The organism is Pseudoalteromonas sp. GB56, from assembly GCF_054923835.1.
Map to the genome: position 1 here is coordinate 1,746,766 of NZ_JBPCHK010000001.1, position 22,328 is coordinate 1,769,093.

Sequence of the window (22,328 nt, forward strand, 5' to 3'; positions counted from 1 at the left end):
GGAGAATAACAATGGTAGATAAAGCACTCGGTGGCGCAGGTTTGCGCGGACAAGAAGCAGGTCAAACAGCACTGTGTACAGTTGGTAAAACAGGCTCAGGTCTTACATATTGTGGATACGACATCAGCGAGTTAGCTGACAAGGTTCAATTCGAAGAGGTAGCGTTTTTGCTTTCTCGCGGTGAATTACCTAATGCAGGTGAGCTGGCTGAGTACAAAGCTAAATTGAAGTCACTACGTGGTTTGCCAGAAGCGTTGAAAACTGTACTTGAAGCAATTCCGAAAGACGCGCACCCAATGGATGTAATGCGTACGGGTTGTTCAATGCTGGGCAACTTAGAAATGGAAACTGACTTTGACCAAGCGAACAACGCGATTGACCGTATGGTTGCTGTTTTCCCAAGCATCATTTGTTACTGGTACCGCTTTAGCCATGATGGTGTACGTATTGACGTTGAAACCGACGATGATTCGGTTGGCGCGCACTTCCTACACCTTTTACACGATAAAGCACCATCGCAGCTGTTTGCTGATGTAATGAATGTGTCGCTTATCCTTTATGCTGAGCACGAATTCAATGCGTCAACGTTCACTGCACGTGTTTGTGCATCAACGCTTTCAGACATTCATTCATGTGTAACTGGTGCTATTGGTTCGTTGCGTGGCCCACTGCATGGTGGTGCAAACGAAGCTGCAATGGAGCTGATTGAACGCTTTACAAATGCGGATGAAGCAGAGCAAGCATTGATGGGGATGCTAGAGCGCAAAGAGAAAATTATGGGCTTTGGTCATGCAATCTACCGTGAAAGTGACCCGCGTAACGTGATCATCAAGAAGTGGTCAGAGCGTCTGGCACAAGAAGTGGGTGACGACGTGCTTTACCCAGTGTCTGTGCGCTGTGAAGAAGTAATGTGGCGTGAGAAGAAATTGTTCTGTAACGCGGACTTTTTCCATGCATCGGCTTATCACTTCATGGGTATTCCAACCAAACTGTTTACACCTATCTTTGTAATGAGCCGTGTGACAGGTTGGACTGCGCACGTGAAAGAGCAACGTGCTAATAACCGTATTATCCGTCCAAGTGCGGGTTACATTGGCCCAGAAGCACGTCCAGTGCCAGAGCTAAGCGCGCGTTAATCGCGTTTAACCATCTTGCCTTTAGGTGCGGCGCAGTCTTTGCCGCACCATACTCAATCGCAATGTAGAGAAGATTATGAATACCCAATACCGTAAAACGCTGCCGGGTTCTGAGTTGGTTTATTACGATACTCGCGCGGCAGTTGATGCAATCGAGCCAGGTGCCTATGACGGCCTGCCATATACTTCAAAAGTACTCGCTGAAAACCTTGTTCGTCGTTGTTCACCACAGACTCTTTCGCAAAGCTTAGAGCAACTTATTTATCGCAAGCGTGAGCATGACTTTCCTTGGTTCCCTGCACGCGTTGTGTGCCACGATATTCTCGGACAAACTGCGCTGGTGGACTTAGCGGGCTTGCGTGATGCAATCGCAGCAAAAGGCGGCGATCCTGCAAAAGTAAATCCAGTGGTACCAACGCAACTTATTGTGGACCATTCATTGGCTGTTGAAGCGCCGGGCTTTGACCCTGATGCCTTTGAAAAGAACCGTGAAATAGAAGACCGTCGTAACGAAGACCGTTTTCACTTTATTAATTGGACGAAAACTGCGTTTAAAAACGTGGATGTGATCCCACCGGGTAACGGCATCATGCACCAAATCAACCTGGAGAAAATGTCGCCGGTGATCCAAGTGCGCGATGGTGTGGCTTTCCCAGATACGCTTGTAGGTACCGATTCACACACACCGCACGTTGACGCACTGGGCGTAATCGCAGTGGGTGTGGGTGGTTTGGAAGCTGAAAGCGTAATGCTAGGTCGTGCTTCTTATATGCGTCTGCCTGATATCATTGGTGTGGAGTTAACGGGTAAGCCGCAACCTGGCATTACCGCGACAGATATCGTTCTTGCGCTAACAGAGTTCTTGCGCAAAGAACGTGTCGTTTCGAGTTACCTTGAGTTCTTTGGTGAAGGCGCCACGCACTTAACACTGGGCGACCGTGCCACTATTTCAAACATGACACCTGAATACGGCGCGACTGCGGCGATGTTCTACATTGATAAGCAAACGATTGATTATCTAACGCTTACCGGTCGTGACGATGAGCAAGTGAAGTTGGTTGAACAATACGCCAAAGAAACAGGTTTGTGGGCCGATGCAATGACAGGCGCACAGTACGAGCGCGTATTGACGTTTGATTTGTCTGCTGTGGGCCGTAACCTTGCTGGCCCATCAAACCCACACGCACGTTTAGCGACGGCTGATTTACAAGCGCGTGGTATCGCCAAACCTATCGAACAAGAAGAAGGCAAAATGCCTGATGGCGCGGTGATCATCGCGGCGATCACCAGCTGTACCAATACGTCTAACCCACGCAATGTGATTGCGGCCGGATTACTTGCACGCAACGCCAATAAATTGGGTTTAGTGCGCAAACCTTGGGTGAAAACCTCTTTGGCACCGGGCTCAAAAGCAGTGAAGCTGTACCTAGAAGAGGCTAATTTACTGCCTGAACTAGAGCAGCTTGGTTTTGGTGTCGTTGGCTTTGCGTGTACGTCATGTAACGGCATGAGTGGTGCACTTGACCCTGTTATTCAACAAGAAGTCATTGAGCGTGACTTATACGCCACAGCGGTGCTCTCTGGTAACCGTAACTTCGATGGTCGTATTCACCCGTATGCTAAACAAGCATTTTTAGCGTCACCGCCTTTAGTTGTGGCATATGCCATTGCCGGTACGATTCGTTTTGATATCGAAAAAGACGCGCTTGGTTATGACGAGCAAGGCCAAGCAATTACCTTGAAAGACTTGTGGCCGACGGACGAAGAAATCGATTCAGTCATTGCCAAGAGCGTGAAGCCAGAACATTTCCGCCAAGTGTACGAGCCAATGTTCGACTTAGACGTTGATTACGGAGAGAAGAACAATCCATTGTACGATTGGCGTGAGATGAGTACCTATATTCGTCGTCCGCCATACTGGGAAGGTGCATTGGCAGCTCCACGTACAATGAAGGACATGCGCCCACTTGCGGTACTCGGTGATAACATCACCACCGACCACTTATCGCCTTCAAACGCTATTTTAGCTAGCAGTGCGGCAGGTGAATATCTTGCGAAAATGGGGTTACCAGAAGAAGACTTCAACTCGTACGCAACTCACCGTGGCGATCACCTCACAGCGCAACGCGCTACCTTTGCGAACCCGAAATTGTTCAATGAAATGGTGCGTGATGAGAACGGTGAAGTGAAGCAAGGATCATTGGCACGTATCGAGCCAGAAGGGCAAGTGACACGCATGTGGGAAGCGATTGAAACCTACATGGAGCGTAAACAGCCATTGTGTATTGTCGCTGGCGCTGATTATGGTCAAGGCTCAAGCCGTGACTGGGCTGCAAAAGGTGTACGCCTAGCGGGTGTAGAAGTCATTATTGCCGAAGGCTTTGAGCGTATCCACCGTACCAACCTAATCGGTATGGGTGTATTGCCACTTGAATTTATTGCCGGTGAAAACCGCAAGATGTTCAACCTCGATGGCAGTGAGACCTATTCCGTTGTCGGTGAACCAGCGCCAGGGGCACAGGTGCAAGTGGAAATCACTCGCGCCAATGGTGAGCAATTGACTATTTCGACAAAGTGTCGCTTGGACACCCAAGAAGAATTGTCGATTTACAGTGCAGGTGGCGTATTGCAACGCTTTGCTCAAGACTTTCTTGAAGGTTCAGTGTAATCAGTAAAAAGTGGGCCTTAAGTGCCCACTTTTTTGAGGTTTTATATGACACAGCAATTAAAAATTCCAGCCACCTACATGCGCGGTGGTACTAGCAAAGGCGTATTTTTCGCGTTGCATGATTTGCCTGAGCAGGCACAGCAGCCGGGTGAATATCGTGATGCATTGCTGCTACGAGTAATTGGCAGCCCAGATCCCTACGGTAAACACACCGATGGTATGGGTGGCGCTACTTCAAGCACCAGTAAAACGGTCATTTTGTCTAAAAGTGACAAATCGGATCATGATGTGGATTACTTGTTCGGCCAAGTAGCTATCGATAAGCCTTTTATTGATTGGAGTGGTAACTGCGGCAACTTAACAGCAGCGGTGGGCGCATTCGCCATCAATAACGGCCTCGTTGATGCCTCACGGATCAATGAAAATGGCATCACTGAAGTGCGTATTTGGCAGGCCAATATTCAAAAAACCATCATTGCTCACGTGCCTATGTGTGATGGCATGGTGCAAGAACTCGGTGACTTTGAACTCGATGGTGTGACATTCCCTGCGGCTGAAGTGAAAGTTGATTTCATCGCGCCAGTGGGCGATGGTGCGGTACTGCCTACAGGCAACCTAGTTGATACTTTAACGGTACCTGGTGAAGGCGATTTACAAGCAAGTTTCATCAATGCGGGTATTCCAACCATCTTCGTTAATGCCAGTGAGTTGGGTTACTCAGGTGCTGAGCTGCAAGACGATATTAACAACGATGAACAAGCCTTAGCGCGCTTTGAAAAGATTCGTGCCTATGGCGCAGTGCAAATGGGGCTTATCAAGGATATCGAGGAAGCCAAAACCCGCCAGCATACGCCAAAAATAGCCATGGTCGCGCCTGCGAGCAGCTATGTTGCCTCAAGTGGCAAAGCCATTGCTCAAGATGAAATCGATGTGCAAATACGCGCGCTGTCGATGGGTAAATTGCACCATGCGATGATGGGCACGGCCGCAGTTGCGATTGCTACCGCTGCTGCTATTGAGGGTACGCTTGTGAATCAAGCTGCTGGTGGCCAAGCGCGTCAGTCGCTCACCTTTGGACACCCGTCGGGTACGTTACAAGTTGGTGCGTCAGTTAATATGAACGATGGTTTGTGTGAAGTGCACAGCGTGAGTATGAGCCGCAGTGCTAGACGCCTAATGGAAGGTTGGGTACGCGTCCCCGAGCCACAATAGTTAGAATCCAACTGACATAAAAAAAGCCGCTAAATAGCGGCTTTTCTTTTAGAAGCAGAAGGTCAATTACACAACGCCGCGCGGTAGGCGACAATCGTGGTCTTTCTCTGCAAGCTCTTTAATCCACAACTCTTCAGCAGTGAAACCGTCTTTGTTTTCAGTCACTACAGTGAAGGCAGCTTTTTTCTCGGTAGATTTTGCCGCAGGAGCTGCTTTTTTAGTTGTTGTTTTTTTGCTTGCTTTGGCTGGAGCCTTTGCAGGTGCCTTCGTTTCTGCTTTTGCGACTGCTTCTGTTTTACCAGAAGTGAGCTCTTCAGTTAGTGCAGCTACGTCAGCAAGGCGCAAATTTTTGCCACCATCGATGCTGTACCAGCCAGGTTTAGTTGTGATTTCTGGCTTTTTGCCATTCGCCGCTTCATAAGCAGCTTCAAAAGCAGCTAACACTTCTGTTTTGTCTAGTTTACTCATTAAAAGATCCTAGTCGTTAACGCAGGTTAATTTTATTACAAGTTTATAGTTATACCCATTTGTCCTCAGTTTTTCAATTTTTTGTGGCGAAATAGCTAATTTCCTTTATTTTTTCCCTCACAAACGCAACAATTTGCACATATTTAAACGCGAGCGCAAAGTTCACAGAGGTAATCATGAAACGCACTGAGTTACTGGCATTTCTAAACCAAACACTCTCACCTAATCAAATTAACGATTTTTGTCCAAATGGTCTGCAAATCGAAGGCGTGGATAAAATTCACAAAATCGTCACTGGCGTTACGGCGAGTCAGGCACTCGTTGACAAAGCTGTTGAGCTCAAAGCCGATGCGTTAGTAGTGCACCATGGTTATTTTTGGAAGGGTGAGTCACAGGTTATTACCGGTATGAAGCAACGTCGAATCAAAGCCTTGCTCGATGCCAATATCAATCTTATTGCTTATCATCTGCCGCTTGATATTCATCCGCAGTTAGGCAATAACGCGCAATTAGCTAAGTTGTTGGGAATTGAAATACAAGGTGGTATGGAGGCAAGTCCTGTCAGTGTGCCGATGTGGGGCAAGTTGACCCAGCCTGTTTCAGGTGAAGAGTTTGCCCAGCGCATTGAATCCGTTCTTGGTCGTGCGCCACTGAGTTCACTTGTGCGCGATGAGGTGATTGAAACCATTGGTTTATGCACCGGTGGTGGTCAAGGTTATATAGATTTAGCGGCGCAACAAGGATTGGACGCATACTTGACTGGCGAAGCCTCAGAGCAGACCATTCATAGCTCGCGAGAGCAGGGCGTTGACTTCTTTGCTGCAGGTCATCACGCCACAGAGCGTTACGGTGCAAAAGCGCTCGGTGAGCATATCGCGGCACATTTCGGTGTTGATGTCACCTTTGTTGATATCGATAACCCAGTCTGATCTCAGGCAACTTCGCCGAAGTAGTGGGTGGCGAAAAGAAAAAGGGCACTGTATTAAGGTGCCCAGTCGAATAGGATTATTTTCGGGTGTTATTCTGCTTACAGGTATTGAGAAAGTGGCGATAGACAGGATTGTCTTTCATGTCCTTTTTCATCGCTAAATACATAGGGCGATTTAACCCCAATGCGCCAAGCGGAATTGATTTGATCAGCCCCTGAGATTCGTATGGGGTGACTAACCAATCAGGCAGAGCAGCAACGCCCATACCTGCACTCACTAATTGAAAAATAAGTAAACCTTGGTCAACTGTTTTCAAGGTGCCATCAAATCGCGCATTTTGGATAAAGTGCTTGAAAATGTCTTGGCGCTCGCGCGGGATGGGATAAGAAATAACGGTTTCGTCTTTCAAATCCAATGCCGTCACATACGCTTTGTTCGCTAAAGGATGGTCGGGCGCGACAATCAACTTCAGTTTGAAATCAAACAAATGAGCATATTCGAGTTTATCCGGATCGCGGATATCTGATGTCAGTACGAGATCCAAATCTCCCGCCAACAATTCAGGAATAGCGTCATAGCTGAACCCACGTTCGTAGTCGACGTGAATATCAGGCCAGAAGTTATTGAATTCCTTTATTGTTGGCAGCAACCAATGAAAACAGGCATGGCACTCTACGCTCAGGCGCAGTGACGAGATTGGCTGATTCAAACTTTCTTTGAGACGGCACTTGGTTGCTTCCACTTTTGGCAGCACATCATGAGCAAGCTCTAATAACAACATCCCTTGCGGCGTAAAGCGCACGGGATGAGTTTTACGTTCAAATAGCTGGCAATCTAACTTGTTTTCTAAGTCTTTGATTTGGTGTGAGAGGGCTGACTGAGTTAAAAACAGTTCACGCGCGGTATTTACGAGAGAGCCAGTCTCTTTCAAGGTGGCAATGGTCTTAAGGTGTTTTATATCTATCATCTTTAATTATTCTCATAAAAACGTGAACGATTTCGATTAATTCAGTAATTAGAATAAAATCTATTGGACACTTTAAAGTCTAGACGTCCAAAAATCCATAGTTTTTGTAATGTTCTCGCTAATAAAATATAAAATTTACTGTGTTTCATGTTTAATTTTAGTCTATCAATGGCTAAGCATAGCCAATCAATGTTCCAAGCTTGAATTTATTTCAAATTAAATGTGAATAAGCTTCGTTTGTTTGAATCCGTTTCAGTCGATATCTTTTAGCCATCTAAACATCCAATTGGAGAAGAGTGATGGCGTATACACATAATTTAGGATTCCCTCGTATCGGCAAGCGCCGCGAGTTAAAGTTTGCAGTTGAGTCATATTGGGCTGGAGACATTGATCAAGCAGAGCTGCACAATAGAGCAGCGGCAATTCGCCAAGAAAATTGGGCTTTGCAAGCGCAAGCCGGCGTAGACTTGTTACCTGTGGGTGATTTCGCTTGGTACGATCACGTGCTTTCAACCACTTTGTTACTGAATGCGGTTCCCAAGCGTCACCAAAGTGACAACAGCAACCCGCTAGACACGCTATTTAGAATTGGTCGTGGCAGAGCACCCTCAGGGTGTGCATGTGCAGCCAGTGAAATGACCAAATGGTTTAATACCAATTACCACTATATCGTGCCTGAATTACACGCAGGGCAGGAATTCTCATTGGGCTATAGTGAGTTGTTCGCTCACGTTGAAGAGGCAAAAGCCTTAGGTCATAGCGTTAAACCAGTATTAGTGGGTCCTGTGACTTATCTGTACCTAGCGAAATGTGAAGGCGAAGAGTTTGATAAGCTCACTTTGTTGCCAAGCTTGTTGGCGGTCTATGGACAAGTGTTGAACAAGTTAAAAGCATTGGGTGTTGAGTGGGTGCAAATTGACGAGCCAATCCTTACCTTGGAGTTGCCAGAGGATTACCTGCAGGCACTTACGCAAAGTTTTGCGCAATTATCACAACATCAAGTGAAGTTACTACTGGCGACTTACTTCGATGAGGTCAATCAGTACTTAGAAAACATCCAATCTTTTGCTGTGGATGGCGTGCACTTTGATGTGGTGAGCAACAATGCTGACTTATCTGCCCTGGATGAAGTCGTCGGCCAAGAGCGTGTACTCTCTTTAGGTATCGTTAACGGGCGCAACGTATGGCGTACAGACTTGGAAGCCGTGTATGAACGCATTCAAGCACTCAATGAGAAGCGTGGCGATACTTTGTGGCTGGCACCTTCGTGTTCGTTATTGCACTCACCTGTGGACTTAGCACAAGAGCAGCAACTTGATGATGAGTTAAAAAGTTGGTTAGCATTTGCAGCGCAAAAGTGTGCGGAGTTGGGTTTAGTCAAAGATGCATTGGCACAGCAATCCAACACAGCCCTAGTTGAATACAGTAAAGCGGTGAAAAACCGTGCTCAATCAACACGCGTAAACAATGCTGATGTGCAAGCGCGCGTTAAATCACTCACGGCAAATGATGGTCAGCGTCACAGTAAATTTGCTCAGCGTATTGCCCTACAGCAACAAGCGCTGAATCTGCCCCTGTTGCCAACCACCACCATTGGCTCCTTCCCGCAAACTCAGGACATACGACAGACTCGCCGCGATTTTAAAGCTGGGCGTATTAGCAATGCTGAATACGAACAAGTCATGCAGGAACAAATACAGTTTGCAGTAAAGCAGCAAGAAGCGCTCGATATTGACGTGCTTGTGCACGGTGAAGCAGAACGTAACGATATGGTGGAGTACTTTGGTGAGTTACTCGAAGGGTTTGCGTTCACCCAATTTGGTTGGGTGCAAAGTTACGGCAGCCGCTGTGTTAAGCCACCGATTATTTGGGGGGATGTGTCTCGTTCCCAGCCAATGACGGTGCGCTGGACGCAATATGCACAGTCGCTCACTGACAAATATATGAAAGGCATGCTTACAGGTCCGGTAACCATTTTATTTTGGTCGTTCGTACGTGACGATTTAGACAAGCCAAGTATTGCTAATCAAATCGCTTTAGCGTTGCGTGACGAAGTGGTGGACTTACAAAACGCCGGTATTAAGGTAATTCAGATTGATGAACCTGCATTTCGAGAGGGTATGCCGCTGAAGCAAAGTCAATGGCAGGCATACCTTGATTGGGCAGCGTATGCATTTAGAGTCAGTGCCAGCGGCGTAGAAGATGCGACGCAAATTCACACGCACATGTGTTACAGCGAATTCAATGACATCATTGGTGCGATTGCCGACATGGATGCGGATGTGATCACCATTGAAACATCGCGCTCAAACATGGAATTGCTATCAGCGTTCGAGCATTTTGATTACCCGAACGATATTGGCCCAGGTGTGTATGACATTCATACCCCTAACATTCCTGAAGTATCTTGGATGAAAGCGTTAATCCATAAAGCTGCCCAGAAAATTCCGGCCCGACGTTTGTGGGTGAATCCGGACTGTGGCTTGAAAACACGAGGTTGGGAAGAGACAAAAGAAGCACTGAACAACATGGTTATCGCAACCAAAGAGCTGCGCAAAGAGCTCAGTTAGGTAAAAAACACTATCAGCACAGTGGGGCAATGTGCTCCACCTGCTGATTTACGCCCGCCAACGCTTTACATTGTGAGTCTTCCCCCCAACATCACACAAATTTTTCAGTGGACAAGAGCAATGACAAGTACAGAGCAACGTATTACCCTTACCCGCCCGGATGATTGGCACATTCACTTACGTGATGGCGAACAGTTGAAAGACACCGTTCGTGACGCGAGTCGTTATATTGGCCGCGCTATCATTATGCCTAACCTTGTACCCCCTGCGACTTGCACTGATACCGCGCTTGCGTATCGCGATCGTATTATGGCTGCGGGCCCTCAAGCTCATTTTGAACCACTGATGGTGCTTTATCTCACAGATAACACTACACCTGATGAAATTCGCAAAGCGAAAGCAACAGGCAAAATCGTCGCCGCTAAGCTGTACCCTGCGGGCGCAACAACTAACTCAGCGTCTGGCGTAACAGACATCGAAAACATCTATCCAGTGCTTGAAGCAATGCAAGAAGTAGGCATGCTGTTACTGGTTCACGGTGAAGTGACTGACTCAAGCATCGATATCTTCGACAGAGAAAAGGTCTTCATCGAGACTAAATTGAAAAAAGTGGTCAGTGACTTCCCTAATTTGAAAGTGGTTCTGGAGCACATTACAACTGCGGATGCGGTTGAATTTGTTAAATCAGCATCAGCGAACGTAGGCGCAACAATCACCGCGCACCACTTACTGTATAACCGTAATCACATGTTAGCCGGTGGTATTCGTCCACATTACTACTGCTTACCAATTCTCAAGCGTAATACTCATCAGCAAGCCTTGATTGAAGCTGCGACTAGCGGCAGCCCTAAATTTTTTATGGGTACGGACTCTGCGCCACACCTTAAAGATAAAAAGGAAGCGGCATGTGGTTGTGCGGGCGCTTACACAGCTCATGCTTCGTTAGAGTTGTATGCAGAGGCATTTGAACAAGCGAATGCGCTGGACAAATTAGAAGGCTTTGCAAGTCACTTTGGCCCAGACTTCTACGGTATTGCTCGTAATTCAGATACGGTTACGTTAGTACGTGAGCCGTGGGAAGTACCTGCTAGCTACCCATTGGGCGAAGACAAGGTGATCCCAATCTGTGCGGGTGAAACCTTAAACTGGCAAGTTAAAGACTAAACATATTGTTTGTTAATAATAAATCAGCCCAGTTTTAACTGGGCTTTTTTCTATCCGTTGCTGCATTAGCTGCCGCGTTTGATTTGGATCAATCCGCGACAAGGTGCTATATCATTACGGACAAATGTCCTTAGGATCTAAGGTGGCTTTGACTAAGCTCTGGCCCTAAAATTAAGCACATAAGGTGCTTTAAGCGCTACAACTAACAGGTGAATTAACCATGCACTTACCAACAGTGGACTATCAATCGCCAACTGCTCCAGCAGAATTCGTTGAATCTCTTCGCAATACGGGCTTTGGTGTTTTAACTAACCACCCAATTCCTCAGTCGCTGGTGGAGTCAATTTACAAAAATTGGCAGGAATTCTTTAACTCAGAGCAAAAGCATGAACTTTTGTTTGATAAAGACAACCAAGATGGTTATTTCCCACCTGAAGTAAGTGAAGTGGCGAAGGGCTTTAAAGTTAAAGACATCAAAGAATACTACCATGTCTATCCAAAAGGCCGTGTCCCTGAGCAATTAGAAGCTGAAATTCGCGAGTACTACCGCTTAGCGAATGAGTTTGCCAGCGAACTACTAAGCTGGGTACAAGAGTGTGCTCCGGCGGATGTTCAAGCTAAGTTCTCAATCGACTTAAAAGATATGATCAAAGACTCTGAGCAAACACTGCTGCGCATTTTGCACTACCCACCGATGACCGGTGACGAAGAGCCTGGTGCTATTCGTGCTGCTGCGCATGGCGACATCAATTTATTGACTGTTCTTCCTGCTGCCAACGAGCCGGGTTTGCAAGTGCAAAAAACAGACGGTGGTTGGTTAGACGTACCGAGTGATTTTGGTAACTTGATCATCAATATTGGCGACATGCTCCAAGAAGCGTCAGGTGGTTACTTCCCATCAACGATTCACCGTGTAATTAACCCAACGGGTAAGGCGTCGACCAAATCACGTATCTCATTGCCGTTGTTCTTACACCCACGTCCTGATGTGGTGTTATCGGAGCGCTACACGGCAGATAGCTACTTGCAAGAGCGTTTACGTGAGCTAGGCGTTAAATAACCTCAACGAAGGTGAGCGATTTTTAAAAGCCCGGATTGACCGGGCTTTTTTGCGTTCTAATCTAGGCTAAACCTCGCCAATAAACCAATTGCCATAGTAAAAACCACACTCAGTAAGGTGCCGAGCATCACGTATTCAGTGAGGTGTTTTTCTTTGGCGTTGGTTAAATCGCCAAAGCGGAATACTGATTTGGCCGCGAGCACAAAGCCGACTCCCGCTAACTCATCAATCAGGATAAAGGTTAACATCAGCGTGCGCTCCAGTAAGCCAATACTATGACCCGCTTGGGGTAAAGCACCAAATGCTGAATTGCTTGATGATTGCGGTAGTTGCCAGCGCTCAAGTAGCATGCGAATTGCTACTGAGCAGGGGTTGAGGACGAGCAGGTAGGCAAGTAAGACCACATAACTATCGCTTGAGCTCACAAACTCATAGAGCCATTGCATAATAGGGTCGCGCTCATTGAGGTACAAACACACCGCGATGATCATCACGATATGCGCAACCTGGTCGATAAAAAATGGCACAATGCCACCACGTGTATAGGACTTTGCCACATCTATAAGCCAATGGGTGGTCATGATGATGAAAGTCGCACCGATAACCACCAACCATTCCCCTAAACCGAAATAGCGCTCCCACAACGTTACAACCACTGCTGTTAGCACACCGTGTGTGAGCGTATGCAGCATCAGCTTGGTGGATTTGAAGTGACGGCTGTTTCTATCTCGCACCCAGCTCATGGGTTGCAGATAAAAGTCAGCAATAAAGTGGGTGAGTAAAAGACCCAAAAGTAGGGCGATTTGATCATCCATGAGAGAACTCCTTAGTAGCGACTGCAATAAAACCATCAACTAAATGATAGCGACCCGCGTTGAGTAATTTTGTCACATTTTCTCGCGAACTTTGCAACAGTTGGGCGATGCTGGCATGGTCGTTGTGTTCCTGCCAGCAATATAAATACAGCGCATGTGCTTGCTTTTGGCTTAAGGTCGAGACGATATTATCAAGAAATAATACATTCAGTGCGAAACTAGGGGAGAGATTTTGCTCGCACAGCGATAGCTTAAAGCGTTGCTGTTTCATTTCGTCTAACGCTTTGCCAGAAAGTATCAGTGCGGGGCCAGTCGCGGTTTTAACATCGCCACGGAATTGACTGACATCCCCCCATGCTTCACTGACCCGTGCGTCTACTCCCTGCGAGCGCAAAAATAGGCGCAGTAATAGCGCGCTTTGCAGCGGAAACTGTTGCGCTTTGAAGATGCATTGAAAGGCATCCCCACGAAACATATCGAATTGACCGTCAAATCGTTCACACAAGGCAGATAGCCCTTGTTCAAGTGTGCTTAGCATTGATTCATACTGCGTTGACTCATAACGGCTAGAGCCAACTAAATCGCCGCTGATTACAGCATATTGAGAAGCTTTCATCAGACCTCTGTGAGTTAAAATGGTTACAAAATTAAAAGTAACTAAAATTGGTTACTTACATCAATGTAACTAAATTTAGTACCTAACTGTCTATTACACAAGTACAGAGATAAATTGACATTGAAATAATTTATTCATGATGTATCTTTTAAGAGAACTCTATTATTCTGCACTGAGTCTATAAGAGTCTCGAGCAAACTATATTTTTCATTATTTCAAGTGGTTAGATAAAAGGTGATGTTTTTCTAGCTAAATTTTAAAAAAGTTAATGACAACGCTGTCATTTATCGTGTAACATAAATTCAACATGGTTGAAAAAGTGTTGTAAGTAGCGCGAGAGCGTGGAGCAAAGCAACTACAAAAAGGGTTAGGGGTCTTCAATAATGGTAGACGGTGCAAGTCAGAAGCAACTTTTTATCGGTATCGACGGTGGTGGGACTAAATGCCGTGCGACCATATATTGCACTGAGCGCGGGATTTTAGGAACCGGCTTAGGGGGACCTGCTAATCCATTGCACGGTTTAGAACGCACACTTGAGTCAATCATGGTGTCTACGCAACAAGCACTGAGGGATGCTGGGCTGAGTTTACAAACGGTACACACCTTAGTTGCAGGGCTGGGCTTAGCAGGGGTGAACCTACCCAGCTTGTATGAACAGATCAGTGAATGGCAGCATCCATTTAAAAAAATGTACCTCACCACCGATTTACACACTGCCTGTATCGGTGCCCATGAGGGCGAAGACGGCGCCGTGATTATCACTGGCACGGGATCATGTGGTTTCGCGTGTGTAAACGGTGAGAGTGTTAATTATGGCGGTCATGGTTTTGCGCAGGGTGACAAAGGCAGTGGCGCTTGGTTAGGATTAGAAGCACTCAAAGCTGTTCTTTTAGACCTTGATGGTTTGGGGCCACATACACAATTAAGCGCCATGTTTAAACTGCACTTCAATACAGACTCGGGGATGGGGATTGCGGAGCAAATGGCGGGTCAACCGTCAAGTAGCTACGCCAAACTCGCAAGAATGGTACTTGAAGCCGCTGATAAAGGAGATCATGTCGCGAGTGCTATCGTTAAAGATGGCGCTAATTATATAAGCATGATGGCGAAACGTCTGTTAGAAATTAATCCACCACGTCTATCTATGATTGGCGGACTCGCGGAGCCTCTGCAGAAATGGCTAGATGGCGAAGTTGCAAACAAAGTGTCTCGCCCAAAACAACCTCCTGAACTAGGCGCGGTATACTTCGCCCAACAATCATTAGCAAACGAGCAGCAAAAGGTTGCAAATTAATGAGCATAATATTCCACGCCCAACGTCTTTTTGACGGCGAACGATTCATCACAGACAGCTACTTTCAAGTGGTGGACGGCAAACTCGACTTTCTTAGTGATGTGAGTGCAGATGCTGATGTAACAGCATTGCCAGGGCTGGTGGTTCCTGGTTTTATTGACGTTCAAGTCAATGGTGGGGGCGCATTTTTCAATGCCGATCAAAGCGTTGGGTGTCTAGCACACATTGCTCAAGCTCACGGTCAATTTGGTTCGACGGCAAACATGCCAACGCTCATTACCGATGATATCGACGTGATGCGCCGCGCCGCTGATGCGGTGGCGTTAGCCATAAAAGCGAAGACGCCTGGTATTTTAGGCGTACATTTTGAAGGCCCACATTTAAGCTTGCCTAAAAAAGGCACCCACAGTGAGCAATTTATTCGTCCAATCTCAGAAGCTGAATTTGCTATTTATGCGCGTGACGATCTTGGTTTGAAGATGGTGACCTTGGCGCCTGAGAATGTCAGCATCAGTGATATTAAACGCCTTGTTTCTTTGGGTGTGAAAGTGTCTTTGGGCCATACCAATGCAGATTACGCCACCACGATGGCAGCATTGGATGCCGGCGCCGATGGCTTTACGCATTTATTTAACGCAATGTCTGCATTTACGTCTCGTGAGCCGGGTGTTGTCGGTGCTGCACTTTGGCATGACACGAGTTGGTGCGGCCTTATTGTGGATGGCCATCATCTTCACCCTGATTCAGCAAAATTAGCGATTCGCACTAAGCAACGTGGCAAGATTATGTTAGTGACCGACGCGATGCCACCTGTAGGCACAGATGCAACGGAATTTGATTTCTTCGACGGTCGTAAAGTCTATCGCACTGGCGATCGATTGAATTCAAGCACAGGTGAGCTAGCGGGCAGTGTACTAGACATGGCTTCTGCGGTGCGCAACACTGTGAATACGCTCGATGTAGCGTTGCCTGAAAGTTTACGTATGGCAAGTTTGTATCCCGCGCAATACCTCGGTTTAGAGAGAAGTAAAGGACGCTTGCTACAAGGTTATGACGCAGACTTTGTGGTGCTCGATGACGCGCTCTTTGCGCAAGCAACTTATATCAGCGGGCAAGTGATTGCTTGAACGCCAAAACGGAATGATTAACTGATCCCTGGAGACCCCGCATAGCAGTACCGCGGGGCTTTTTTCATTGAATGACCATGGATAGGTGAACAACGCATTGCGAGATATACACGGGACGAGCAGGTCCGAGGTAGTGAGATAATATGACAACAACAAGCGACAAGAATGATAAGAAGCCACGTTTGGCATCGTTAGATGCATTACGTGGTTTCGACATGTTTTGGATATTAGGCGGGCAGGCGATATTTGCTGCATTGTTCGTGTTAACGGGCTGGCAAGGCTGGAAAGCATTTGAAGCGCACACTGTGCATGTGCCGTGGCACGGATTTACCTTTTACGACCTCATTTTCCCACTGTTTATTTTTCTATCCGGCGTTGCAATGGGCTTAAATCCGCGTCGCATCGACCAGCTCCCTGTCAACGAACGAATGGTGTTTTACAAAAAAGCATTGAAGCGTCTAGCGATTCTCATAGGCTTGGGGGTTCTGTATAACCATGGTTGGGGTACAGGCATGCCCATGGCGTTAGATGAAGTGCGCTATGCCAGCGTCCTAGGTCGTATCGCCATCGCGTGGTTCGTGGCAGCCATGCTGGTATGGCATACCTCGTTGCGGACTCAAGCCATTGTCGCGGTGGCAATATTAATAGGCTACTGGATTTGGTTGTGTTTTATCCCAGTGCCTGGTGGTATCGCCGGCGATCTAACACCTGAGGGGAGCTGGAATGCATGGGTAGACCAACGCTTACTTCCAGGTATCATCCATCGCAATGGTCCAATGGACCCAGAAGGTTTGTTATCACAAATCCCGGCCATCGCTAATGCCATTCTCGGTGTATTTGCTGGGCAACTCATCGCTAAAGCAAACAAATATGGGCAGTGGAAAGTAGCGGGCGCATTGTTTGTTGCTGGTTTGCTTACACTCACTTTGGGTTGGTTGTGGGACATGGCATTCCCAGTGAATAAGCGTTTATGGACCAGCTCGTTCGTACTTGTGACAGTCGGGTGGAGTGCCATTTTACTGGCAGCATTTTATGCTTTCGTAGATATTCTTGGTTTTAAAAAGGGTGTGTATCCATTCGTTATCATCGGTGCCAATTCCATCATTATTTACTTGGCATCGAGTTTGGTCAATTGGAGCTACATTTCCAAGAGTGTATTTGGTGGAGTCGTTAGAGCGGTCCCCGAGGATTGGCAACCACTTATAGCCGTTTTTGCTGTGCTCGCGGTGCAACTATTAGTGCTACATTGGATGTATAAGCGCAAGATTGTTGTAAGTGTTTAACAGCCAAAACGAATAAATTAAATACAAAAAAGTGAACAAAATTGTTCACTTTTACTTTACAAGCCAAACTGTTTGGACAATAATGACAGCGTTGTCATAATGGTTTGGCCTAATTAAGTATCCCCAATTAGGTTTGATTTATGGTCAAGTCAAATTGCACGGAACTTGACCATAGGTCCCATTTTTCAATTTTAACAACGAGCTCATTATGCAAATTGTAATTCTAAAAGATGCTACTGAAGTTGCCGAATACGGCGCTAACCTTTTCGCGAATCAACTACAGAAAAAGCCTGCGTCAGTATTAGGGCTTGCAACTGGCTCGACGCCGGTTGCCTTGTATCAAAACCTCATTGCGCGCAATCATGCGGGCGATATTAGTTTTGCTAACGTAACCAGCTTCAATCTCGATGAATACCTGGGTTTAGATGGCGACCATCCGCAGAGCTATCGCTATTTCATGAATCAGCAATTGTTTAATCATATCGATATCGACAGTAATAATACGCATGTGCCTCCTGGCGATGCTGCAGACCCAATCGCAGCATGCGATGCATACGAGCAACAAATCTTGCAAGCCGGCGGTATCGACATACAGCTACTCGGAATTGGTCGAAACGGCCATATCGGTTTCAATGAGCCGTCTTCTGGTTTAACATCGCGCACGCGGGTAAAGACTTTGACCAAAGCAACAATTGAGGACAATGCGCGCTTCTTTGCTGAGGACGAATATCAGCCGCACTTGTCTATCACGATGGGGATCGGGACGATTCTTGATGCCAAAAAAGTGGTGTTGTTAGCGACCGGTGAAAACAAAGCAGAGGCGATTAAGGCCACAGTTGAAGGGCCGTTAACTGCGGCATGCCCAGCGTCAGTATTACAAATGCACCGCAATGCGGTAATCGTTATTGATGAGGCGGCGGCAAGCCAACTTACTGATGTCGATTTTTATAAGCACATCGAAGCTGAAAACCAGAAGCTACTTGCACACCTCGCAAGAAAGTAATGGAATATTAGTTAGTTCAAAAAGCCCTAAATAGGGCTTTTTTTGTCGCTGTTTAGCGCCAGTAAATATGCTAGGGTAGTGTCATTGATTGTTTTCGCTCACTTTTTACTAGATGTTGCAATACACCCAACTCCCTTTAGACCGTCATTCCAGTGATTGTAAAGACCCCAATTGGCTTATAAACAAAAGGCATGCAGGGCGTTTTGTGCTCATCAACAATGACCGCAATCTGTTCATCGCCAACAGCCATAGTGCGGCGTTTGTGGATTATGAATTAGTACGCAATTACAACGTCGATAACGCCATTTACTTGGGGGAAGATCAAGGTCAACATTATTTTGCCCTTGATGTCAGTGTCGAGTGTGCGGAGCACAACGAATTTGCCGAACATCAATTTGTTGATATCCGTGCCTATGGCCCAGTGGTGGATGCTCATGAAGCAGCAATATTGGTGCTCGCACGAGGTTTGTGTCATTGGCATAAAACCCATAAATTCTGTGGTCGATGCGGTAGTGAAAACGTGCCAGCTGAGGCGGGACACGCACGTAAATGCAGCAACAAAGAATGCCGCCATTTGACTTTTCCACGCACCGATCCCGCAGTGATCATGTTGGTGCACTATCCATTTGCCGATGGCATAGAGCGTTGCCTTTTGGGTCGCCAAGCAAATTGGCCACAAGGTGTGTACTCAACACTGGCTGGTTTTGTTGACCCCGGCGAAACCTTAGAAGCCGCCGTGGCACGTGAAGTGATGGAAGAAGCAGGGGTGGCAGTTGAGCATCCTAAGTACATAGCTTCGCAGCCTTGGCCATTCCCAAGTTCACTCATGCTGGGTTACATGGCCAAAGCCAAAAGTACAGACATCTTTATTGATCAAGATGAAATCAGCGAGGCGCGCTGGTTTTCGCGTGAAGAATTACGTCAGTTCGGTAATTGGGGCGAACAAGGCGAGCATTTAAAACTGCCCAGAAAAGATTCAATTTCCAGATATTTAATAGACACTTGGATTGCAAAGAATGAGGACCAAGTATGAAAAAAGAAACCCAGCTGATCAGCGCAGGGCGTAGCAAAAAATACACCCAAGGAGTGGTGAATCCTGTTTTGCAGCGCGCTTCAACGGTTGTTTTCGACAGCGTGGCCGAATTTAAAGAAGCCGCTAAAAACCGAGGTAACCACGCGCTATTTTATGGCCGTCGTGGCACCAATACCCATTTTGCGTTACAAGAAGCCATCGCAGAGCTTGAAGGTGGTGCTGGTTGCGCATTGTACCCGAGCGGTGCTGCAGCAATTGCGAATACCTTGCTCTCTTTTGTAAAAAGTGGTGACCATATCCTGATGATGGACAGCGCCTATGAGCCAACCCGTGATTTCTGCGACAAAATCTTACAAGGTATGGGTGTTTCAACGACCTATTATGATCCAACGATTGGTGCGGGGGTCAGCGAACTTATTCAAGACAATACTCGTGTGTTGTTTATGGAGTCTCCGGGTTCTATCACGATGGAAGTGCAGGATGTCCCAAGTTTGGTCAAAACAGCCAAAGCACATGGCCTTATCACAATGTTAGATAACACCTACGGCAATGGCTTGAACTTTAGGCCATTGGATCACGGTGTTGATATCAGCGTGCAAGCAGCAACTAAATACATTGTGGGTCACAGTGACGTGATGATGGGGGTGAGTGTAGCAACAGCAGAATATTGGCCAACACTGCGCGAAAACTCTTACCTATTAGGGCAATGTTGTAGCGCCGATGACGCCTACATGGCTCTTCGCGGTTTACGCACAATGGCGGTGAGGTTGAAGCAGCACGAGCAAAGTGCGCTGCACGTCGCAAATTGGTTGAGCGAGCACCCGTTGGTCGACCATGTTCGTCATCCAGCACTGCCGTCATGCCCCGGTCATGAATTTTTCAAACGCGATTTCAATGGCAGTAATGGCTTATTTTCTATCGTTTTAAAGCAAGGTAACCAAGATGCGTTGGATGCCTTAGTGGAGGCCTTGCATCATTTCAAAATGGGCTTCTCGTGGGGTGGATATGAGAGCTTGATCACCACCAATATGACGATGAAAGGGTTACGCAGCCAAACTGGCTGGAATTTTGGCCCAGTCGTTCGTTTACACATTGGCCTAGAAGACGTGGATGATCTGATTGAAGATTTGCGACAAGGTTTAGAAGTTTACGCCAGTAAACTCTGATTTAACTTACTGCTGAAACATCTTTTTACAAGCGCTCATACTTTTGAGCGCTTTTTTCATTTATAGTGACAATTAAATAATAATTAAAAGGAAAACAAATGGATGCATTACGGATTGTGCAGCTGATGAAATTTGAGCTAGCACGGCATTTCCTCACTAAAAAAGCATGGCTTGCATTACTTGCTTTTGCATTGGTGTGGTTGATGATATATCGCTATGGAGTGTACGAGGCAGTTAATATTTTAGAGAAACCTGAATTTGAACAATTCATTCTCTCCGTCTTCGGTAACTTTGGTATGCAAAGCTTGTTGCATTGGCCTGATGCGGAAATGGCGGTGTATAGCCTTATCGCCTCTGTTGCTTTTCCTCCCTTTGTTATTTATCTGTGTAGTGACCAATTTGTAAGTGACCGCGAGCGCGGTACGTTACGCTTTTTGTCTTTGCGTGCCACGCGATTAGAAATTGTGTTGGGGCGTTTTTTGGGTCACTGCCTTAGCACGGCGGTACTTATCGCCATCAGCTTGGTTGGCGTGATTATCCTTGTCGCACTGCGTGATATTAGTATCGTACCAACGGCGTTAGGCCACGCAATGACATACGAACTACTGTTGTTAGTGAATTTAATGCCGTTCATTGCGCTGATGTCATTATTGAACACAGTCGCGAAGTCATCACGCATGGCGCTCATCTACACCATTTTGCTCTACACCATTGGCATGATAATCGTCACCTTGTTGCAGGTAAAACTTGGCTTGCCATTGTTTTTTGACTATCTGTTTCCTGGTGAGCCTATTGACCAAATCGTCACGCTTCGTCCCGACGTTGCCAGCGCCATTGTATGGCCAATAATTCAATCTGCTCTATTTTTGGGCTTAGGGTTTTACAAGTTCCAGCGAGGTAGTTTATGAGCCTGTTAATTGAAGCAAAAGGCGTGAGTCATTTCTTTGGCTCGAAACAAGCTTTGTCGGATGTAAACATTGAACTTGAATCGGGCCAGCCTATTGCCTTGGTGGGTCCAAATGGCGCCGGTAAAACTACGTTATTTAGCCTTATTTGTGGCTATTTGCAGCCAAGTCAAGGGGAAATCAGAGTGTTAGGGCATAAGCCCGGCAGCGCCGCATTATTCGGTCAACTCAGTGCATTACCGCAAGATGCGCTGCTGAGCCCAGATTTTAGTGTGGGCGAACAACTGAGCTTATTTGCGCGACTGCAAGGGTTTTCTAGTGCACAGGCGCGTAAAGAGTGTGAACGCGTGCTGGAGTTGGTCGATTTATCGCAGACGATTAATAATCGCCCAAATGAGCTGTCTCATGGCATGAAAAAGCGCGTATGTATCGCACAAGCGTTAATGGGAGAGCCGAAGCTTGTGATGCTTGATGAGGCAACCGCGGGACTTGACCCGGTTAATGCTAGAGCAATTCGCGAGCTTGTCAGCAGCTTATGCGGTCAAACGACGTTTGTGTTGAGTTCTCATGACTTGTCAGAGCTTGAACGTTTATGTGACCGAGTACTGTATTTGCAACAAGGTAAATTAGTGACTCATGAGCTCAATTCTCAAGGGGCGCAAACCCGCTATCTGACGCTGCAACTACGCGAACAAAATGACGATATCATCGCCCATTTGCAAGCGCTAGAGTCAGTTATCGATGTCACCAATAGTCAACGCAATGAGTTTGTTATTGGCTACAATCAGTTAGCAGGTGATGTGGCGATGGATATCAAAGTGTTGCAATTGTGCCATGAGCGTCAGTGGCAATACCGTGCTTTGGTTAATGGCCACACTTTGGAAAATCAATTATTTGCAACAGGAGCATAA

The 22,328-nt window shown here is 46.7% G+C and carries 19 protein-coding genes; 15 read left to right on the plus strand and 4 right to left on the minus strand.

Annotation, left to right across the window (positions count from 1 at the left end; translation table 11 throughout):
• Positions 1-11 precede the first annotated feature (11 nt).
• The 3 genes from prpC (at position 12) to prpF (ending at position 5,016) form a co-directional block, all read left to right on the plus strand.
• Entirely contained in the window at positions 12-1,136 is a 1,125-nt protein-coding gene (gene prpC, locus ACH19P_RS08320; protein ID WP_347390752.1) for a bifunctional 2-methylcitrate synthase/citrate synthase, read from the plus strand.
• Between the two features lie 76 nt (positions 1,137-1,212).
• The gene (acnD, locus tag ACH19P_RS08325) at positions 1,213-3,804 is read left to right on the plus strand and encodes a Fe/S-dependent 2-methylisocitrate dehydratase AcnD (RefSeq protein ID WP_462158134.1); all 2,592 of its coding nucleotides are present in this window, start codon (positions 1,213-1,215) and stop codon (positions 3,802-3,804) included.
• Between the two features lie 45 nt (positions 3,805-3,849).
• A complete protein-coding gene (prpF, locus tag ACH19P_RS08330) occupies positions 3,850-5,016 on the plus strand; it encodes a 2-methylaconitate cis-trans isomerase PrpF (protein WP_462158135.1) in 1,167 nt (388 codons plus the stop codon).
• 66 nt (positions 5,017-5,082) lie between these two features.
• On the opposite strand, the gene ACH19P_RS08335 is transcribed toward prpF, so the two are convergent.
• Entirely contained in the window at positions 5,083-5,484 is a 402-nt protein-coding gene (locus tag ACH19P_RS08335) for a hypothetical protein (protein WP_462158136.1), read from the minus strand.
• Between the two features lie 176 nt (positions 5,485-5,660).
• Here ACH19P_RS08335 and ACH19P_RS08340 point away from each other — a divergent pair, with 176 nt between their 5' ends.
• On the plus strand, positions 5,661-6,413 hold the full coding sequence (locus ACH19P_RS08340) for a Nif3-like dinuclear metal center hexameric protein (protein ID WP_462158137.1): 753 nt from the start codon (positions 5,661-5,663) through the stop codon (positions 6,411-6,413).
• A gap of 76 nt (positions 6,414-6,489) precedes the next feature.
• Here the strand turns inward: ACH19P_RS08340 and ACH19P_RS08345 are convergent, their stop codons facing one another.
• The gene (locus ACH19P_RS08345; protein ID WP_462158138.1) at positions 6,490-7,380 is read right to left on the minus strand and encodes a LysR family transcriptional regulator; all 891 of its coding nucleotides are present in this window, start codon (positions 7,378-7,380) and stop codon (positions 6,490-6,492) included.
• Positions 7,381-7,679: 299 nt separating this feature from the next.
• Here ACH19P_RS08345 and metE point away from each other — a divergent pair, with 299 nt between their 5' ends.
• The 3 genes from metE to ACH19P_RS08360 all read left to right on the plus strand — a co-directional run bounded on the left by metE (position 7,680) and on the right by ACH19P_RS08360 (position 12,174).
• A complete protein-coding gene (gene metE, locus ACH19P_RS08350) occupies positions 7,680-9,950 on the plus strand; it encodes a 5-methyltetrahydropteroyltriglutamate--homocysteine S-methyltransferase (protein WP_462158139.1) in 2,271 nt (756 codons plus the stop codon).
• Positions 9,951-10,070: 120 nt separating this feature from the next.
• Entirely contained in the window at positions 10,071-11,114 is a 1,044-nt protein-coding gene (gene pyrC / locus ACH19P_RS08355) for a dihydroorotase (protein ID WP_462158140.1), read from the plus strand.
• A gap of 220 nt (positions 11,115-11,334) precedes the next feature.
• Complete coding sequence (locus ACH19P_RS08360; protein WP_347390742.1) at positions 11,335-12,174, plus strand: isopenicillin N synthase family dioxygenase; 840 nt, start codon at positions 11,335-11,337, stop codon at positions 12,172-12,174.
• A 56-nt stretch (positions 12,175-12,230) separates the two neighbouring features.
• Here the strand turns inward: ACH19P_RS08360 and ACH19P_RS08365 are convergent, their stop codons facing one another.
• A complete protein-coding gene (locus ACH19P_RS08365; RefSeq protein WP_462158141.1) occupies positions 12,231-12,989 on the minus strand; it encodes a DUF3307 domain-containing protein in 759 nt (252 codons plus the stop codon).
• Positions 12,982-13,605 carry a hypothetical protein gene (locus tag ACH19P_RS08370; RefSeq protein WP_462158142.1) on the minus strand — a complete coding sequence of 208 codons (624 nt, stop codon included), beginning with the start codon at positions 13,603-13,605 and terminating at the stop codon, positions 12,982-12,984. The genes ACH19P_RS08365 and ACH19P_RS08370 overlap by 8 nt, the downstream gene beginning before the upstream one ends.
• 383 nt (positions 13,606-13,988) lie before the next feature.
• Here ACH19P_RS08370 and nagK point away from each other — a divergent pair, with 383 nt between their 5' ends.
• The 8 genes from nagK to ACH19P_RS08410 all read left to right on the plus strand — a co-directional run bounded on the left by nagK (position 13,989) and on the right by ACH19P_RS08410 (position 22,328).
• A complete protein-coding gene (nagK, locus tag ACH19P_RS08375; RefSeq protein WP_462158143.1) occupies positions 13,989-14,900 on the plus strand; it encodes an N-acetylglucosamine kinase in 912 nt (303 codons plus the stop codon).
• Positions 14,900-16,027, plus strand: coding sequence for an N-acetylglucosamine-6-phosphate deacetylase (gene nagA, locus ACH19P_RS08380; RefSeq protein ID WP_462158144.1), 1,128 nt, complete (start codon positions 14,900-14,902; stop codon positions 16,025-16,027). The genes nagK and nagA overlap by 1 nt, the downstream gene beginning before the upstream one ends.
• Positions 16,028-16,170: 143 nt before the next feature.
• Positions 16,171-17,310, plus strand: coding sequence for a transmembrane glucosamine N-acetyltransferase NagX (nagX, locus tag ACH19P_RS08385; RefSeq protein WP_462158145.1), 1,140 nt, complete (start codon positions 16,171-16,173; stop codon positions 17,308-17,310).
• A gap of 208 nt (positions 17,311-17,518) precedes the next feature.
• Positions 17,519-18,313 (plus strand): glucosamine-6-phosphate deaminase, encoded by a 795-nt coding sequence (nagB, locus tag ACH19P_RS08390; protein ID WP_462158146.1) that lies wholly within the window; start codon positions 17,519-17,521, stop codon positions 18,311-18,313.
• Positions 18,314-18,425: 112 nt separating this feature from the next.
• Positions 18,426-19,346 (plus strand): NAD(+) diphosphatase, encoded by a 921-nt coding sequence (gene nudC / locus ACH19P_RS08395; protein WP_462158147.1) that lies wholly within the window; start codon positions 18,426-18,428, stop codon positions 19,344-19,346.
• The gene (locus ACH19P_RS08400; RefSeq protein ID WP_462158148.1) at positions 19,343-20,512 is read left to right on the plus strand and encodes a cystathionine beta-lyase; all 1,170 of its coding nucleotides are present in this window, start codon (positions 19,343-19,345) and stop codon (positions 20,510-20,512) included. The genes nudC and ACH19P_RS08400 overlap by 4 nt, the downstream gene beginning before the upstream one ends.
• A 98-nt stretch (positions 20,513-20,610) precedes the next feature.
• Complete coding sequence (locus ACH19P_RS08405) at positions 20,611-21,420, plus strand: ABC transporter permease (protein ID WP_462158149.1); 810 nt, start codon at positions 20,611-20,613, stop codon at positions 21,418-21,420.
• Positions 21,417-22,328, plus strand: a complete 912-nt coding sequence (locus tag ACH19P_RS08410) for an ABC transporter ATP-binding protein (RefSeq protein ID WP_347392709.1) — start codon at positions 21,417-21,419, stop codon at positions 22,326-22,328. The genes ACH19P_RS08405 and ACH19P_RS08410 overlap by 4 nt, the downstream gene beginning before the upstream one ends.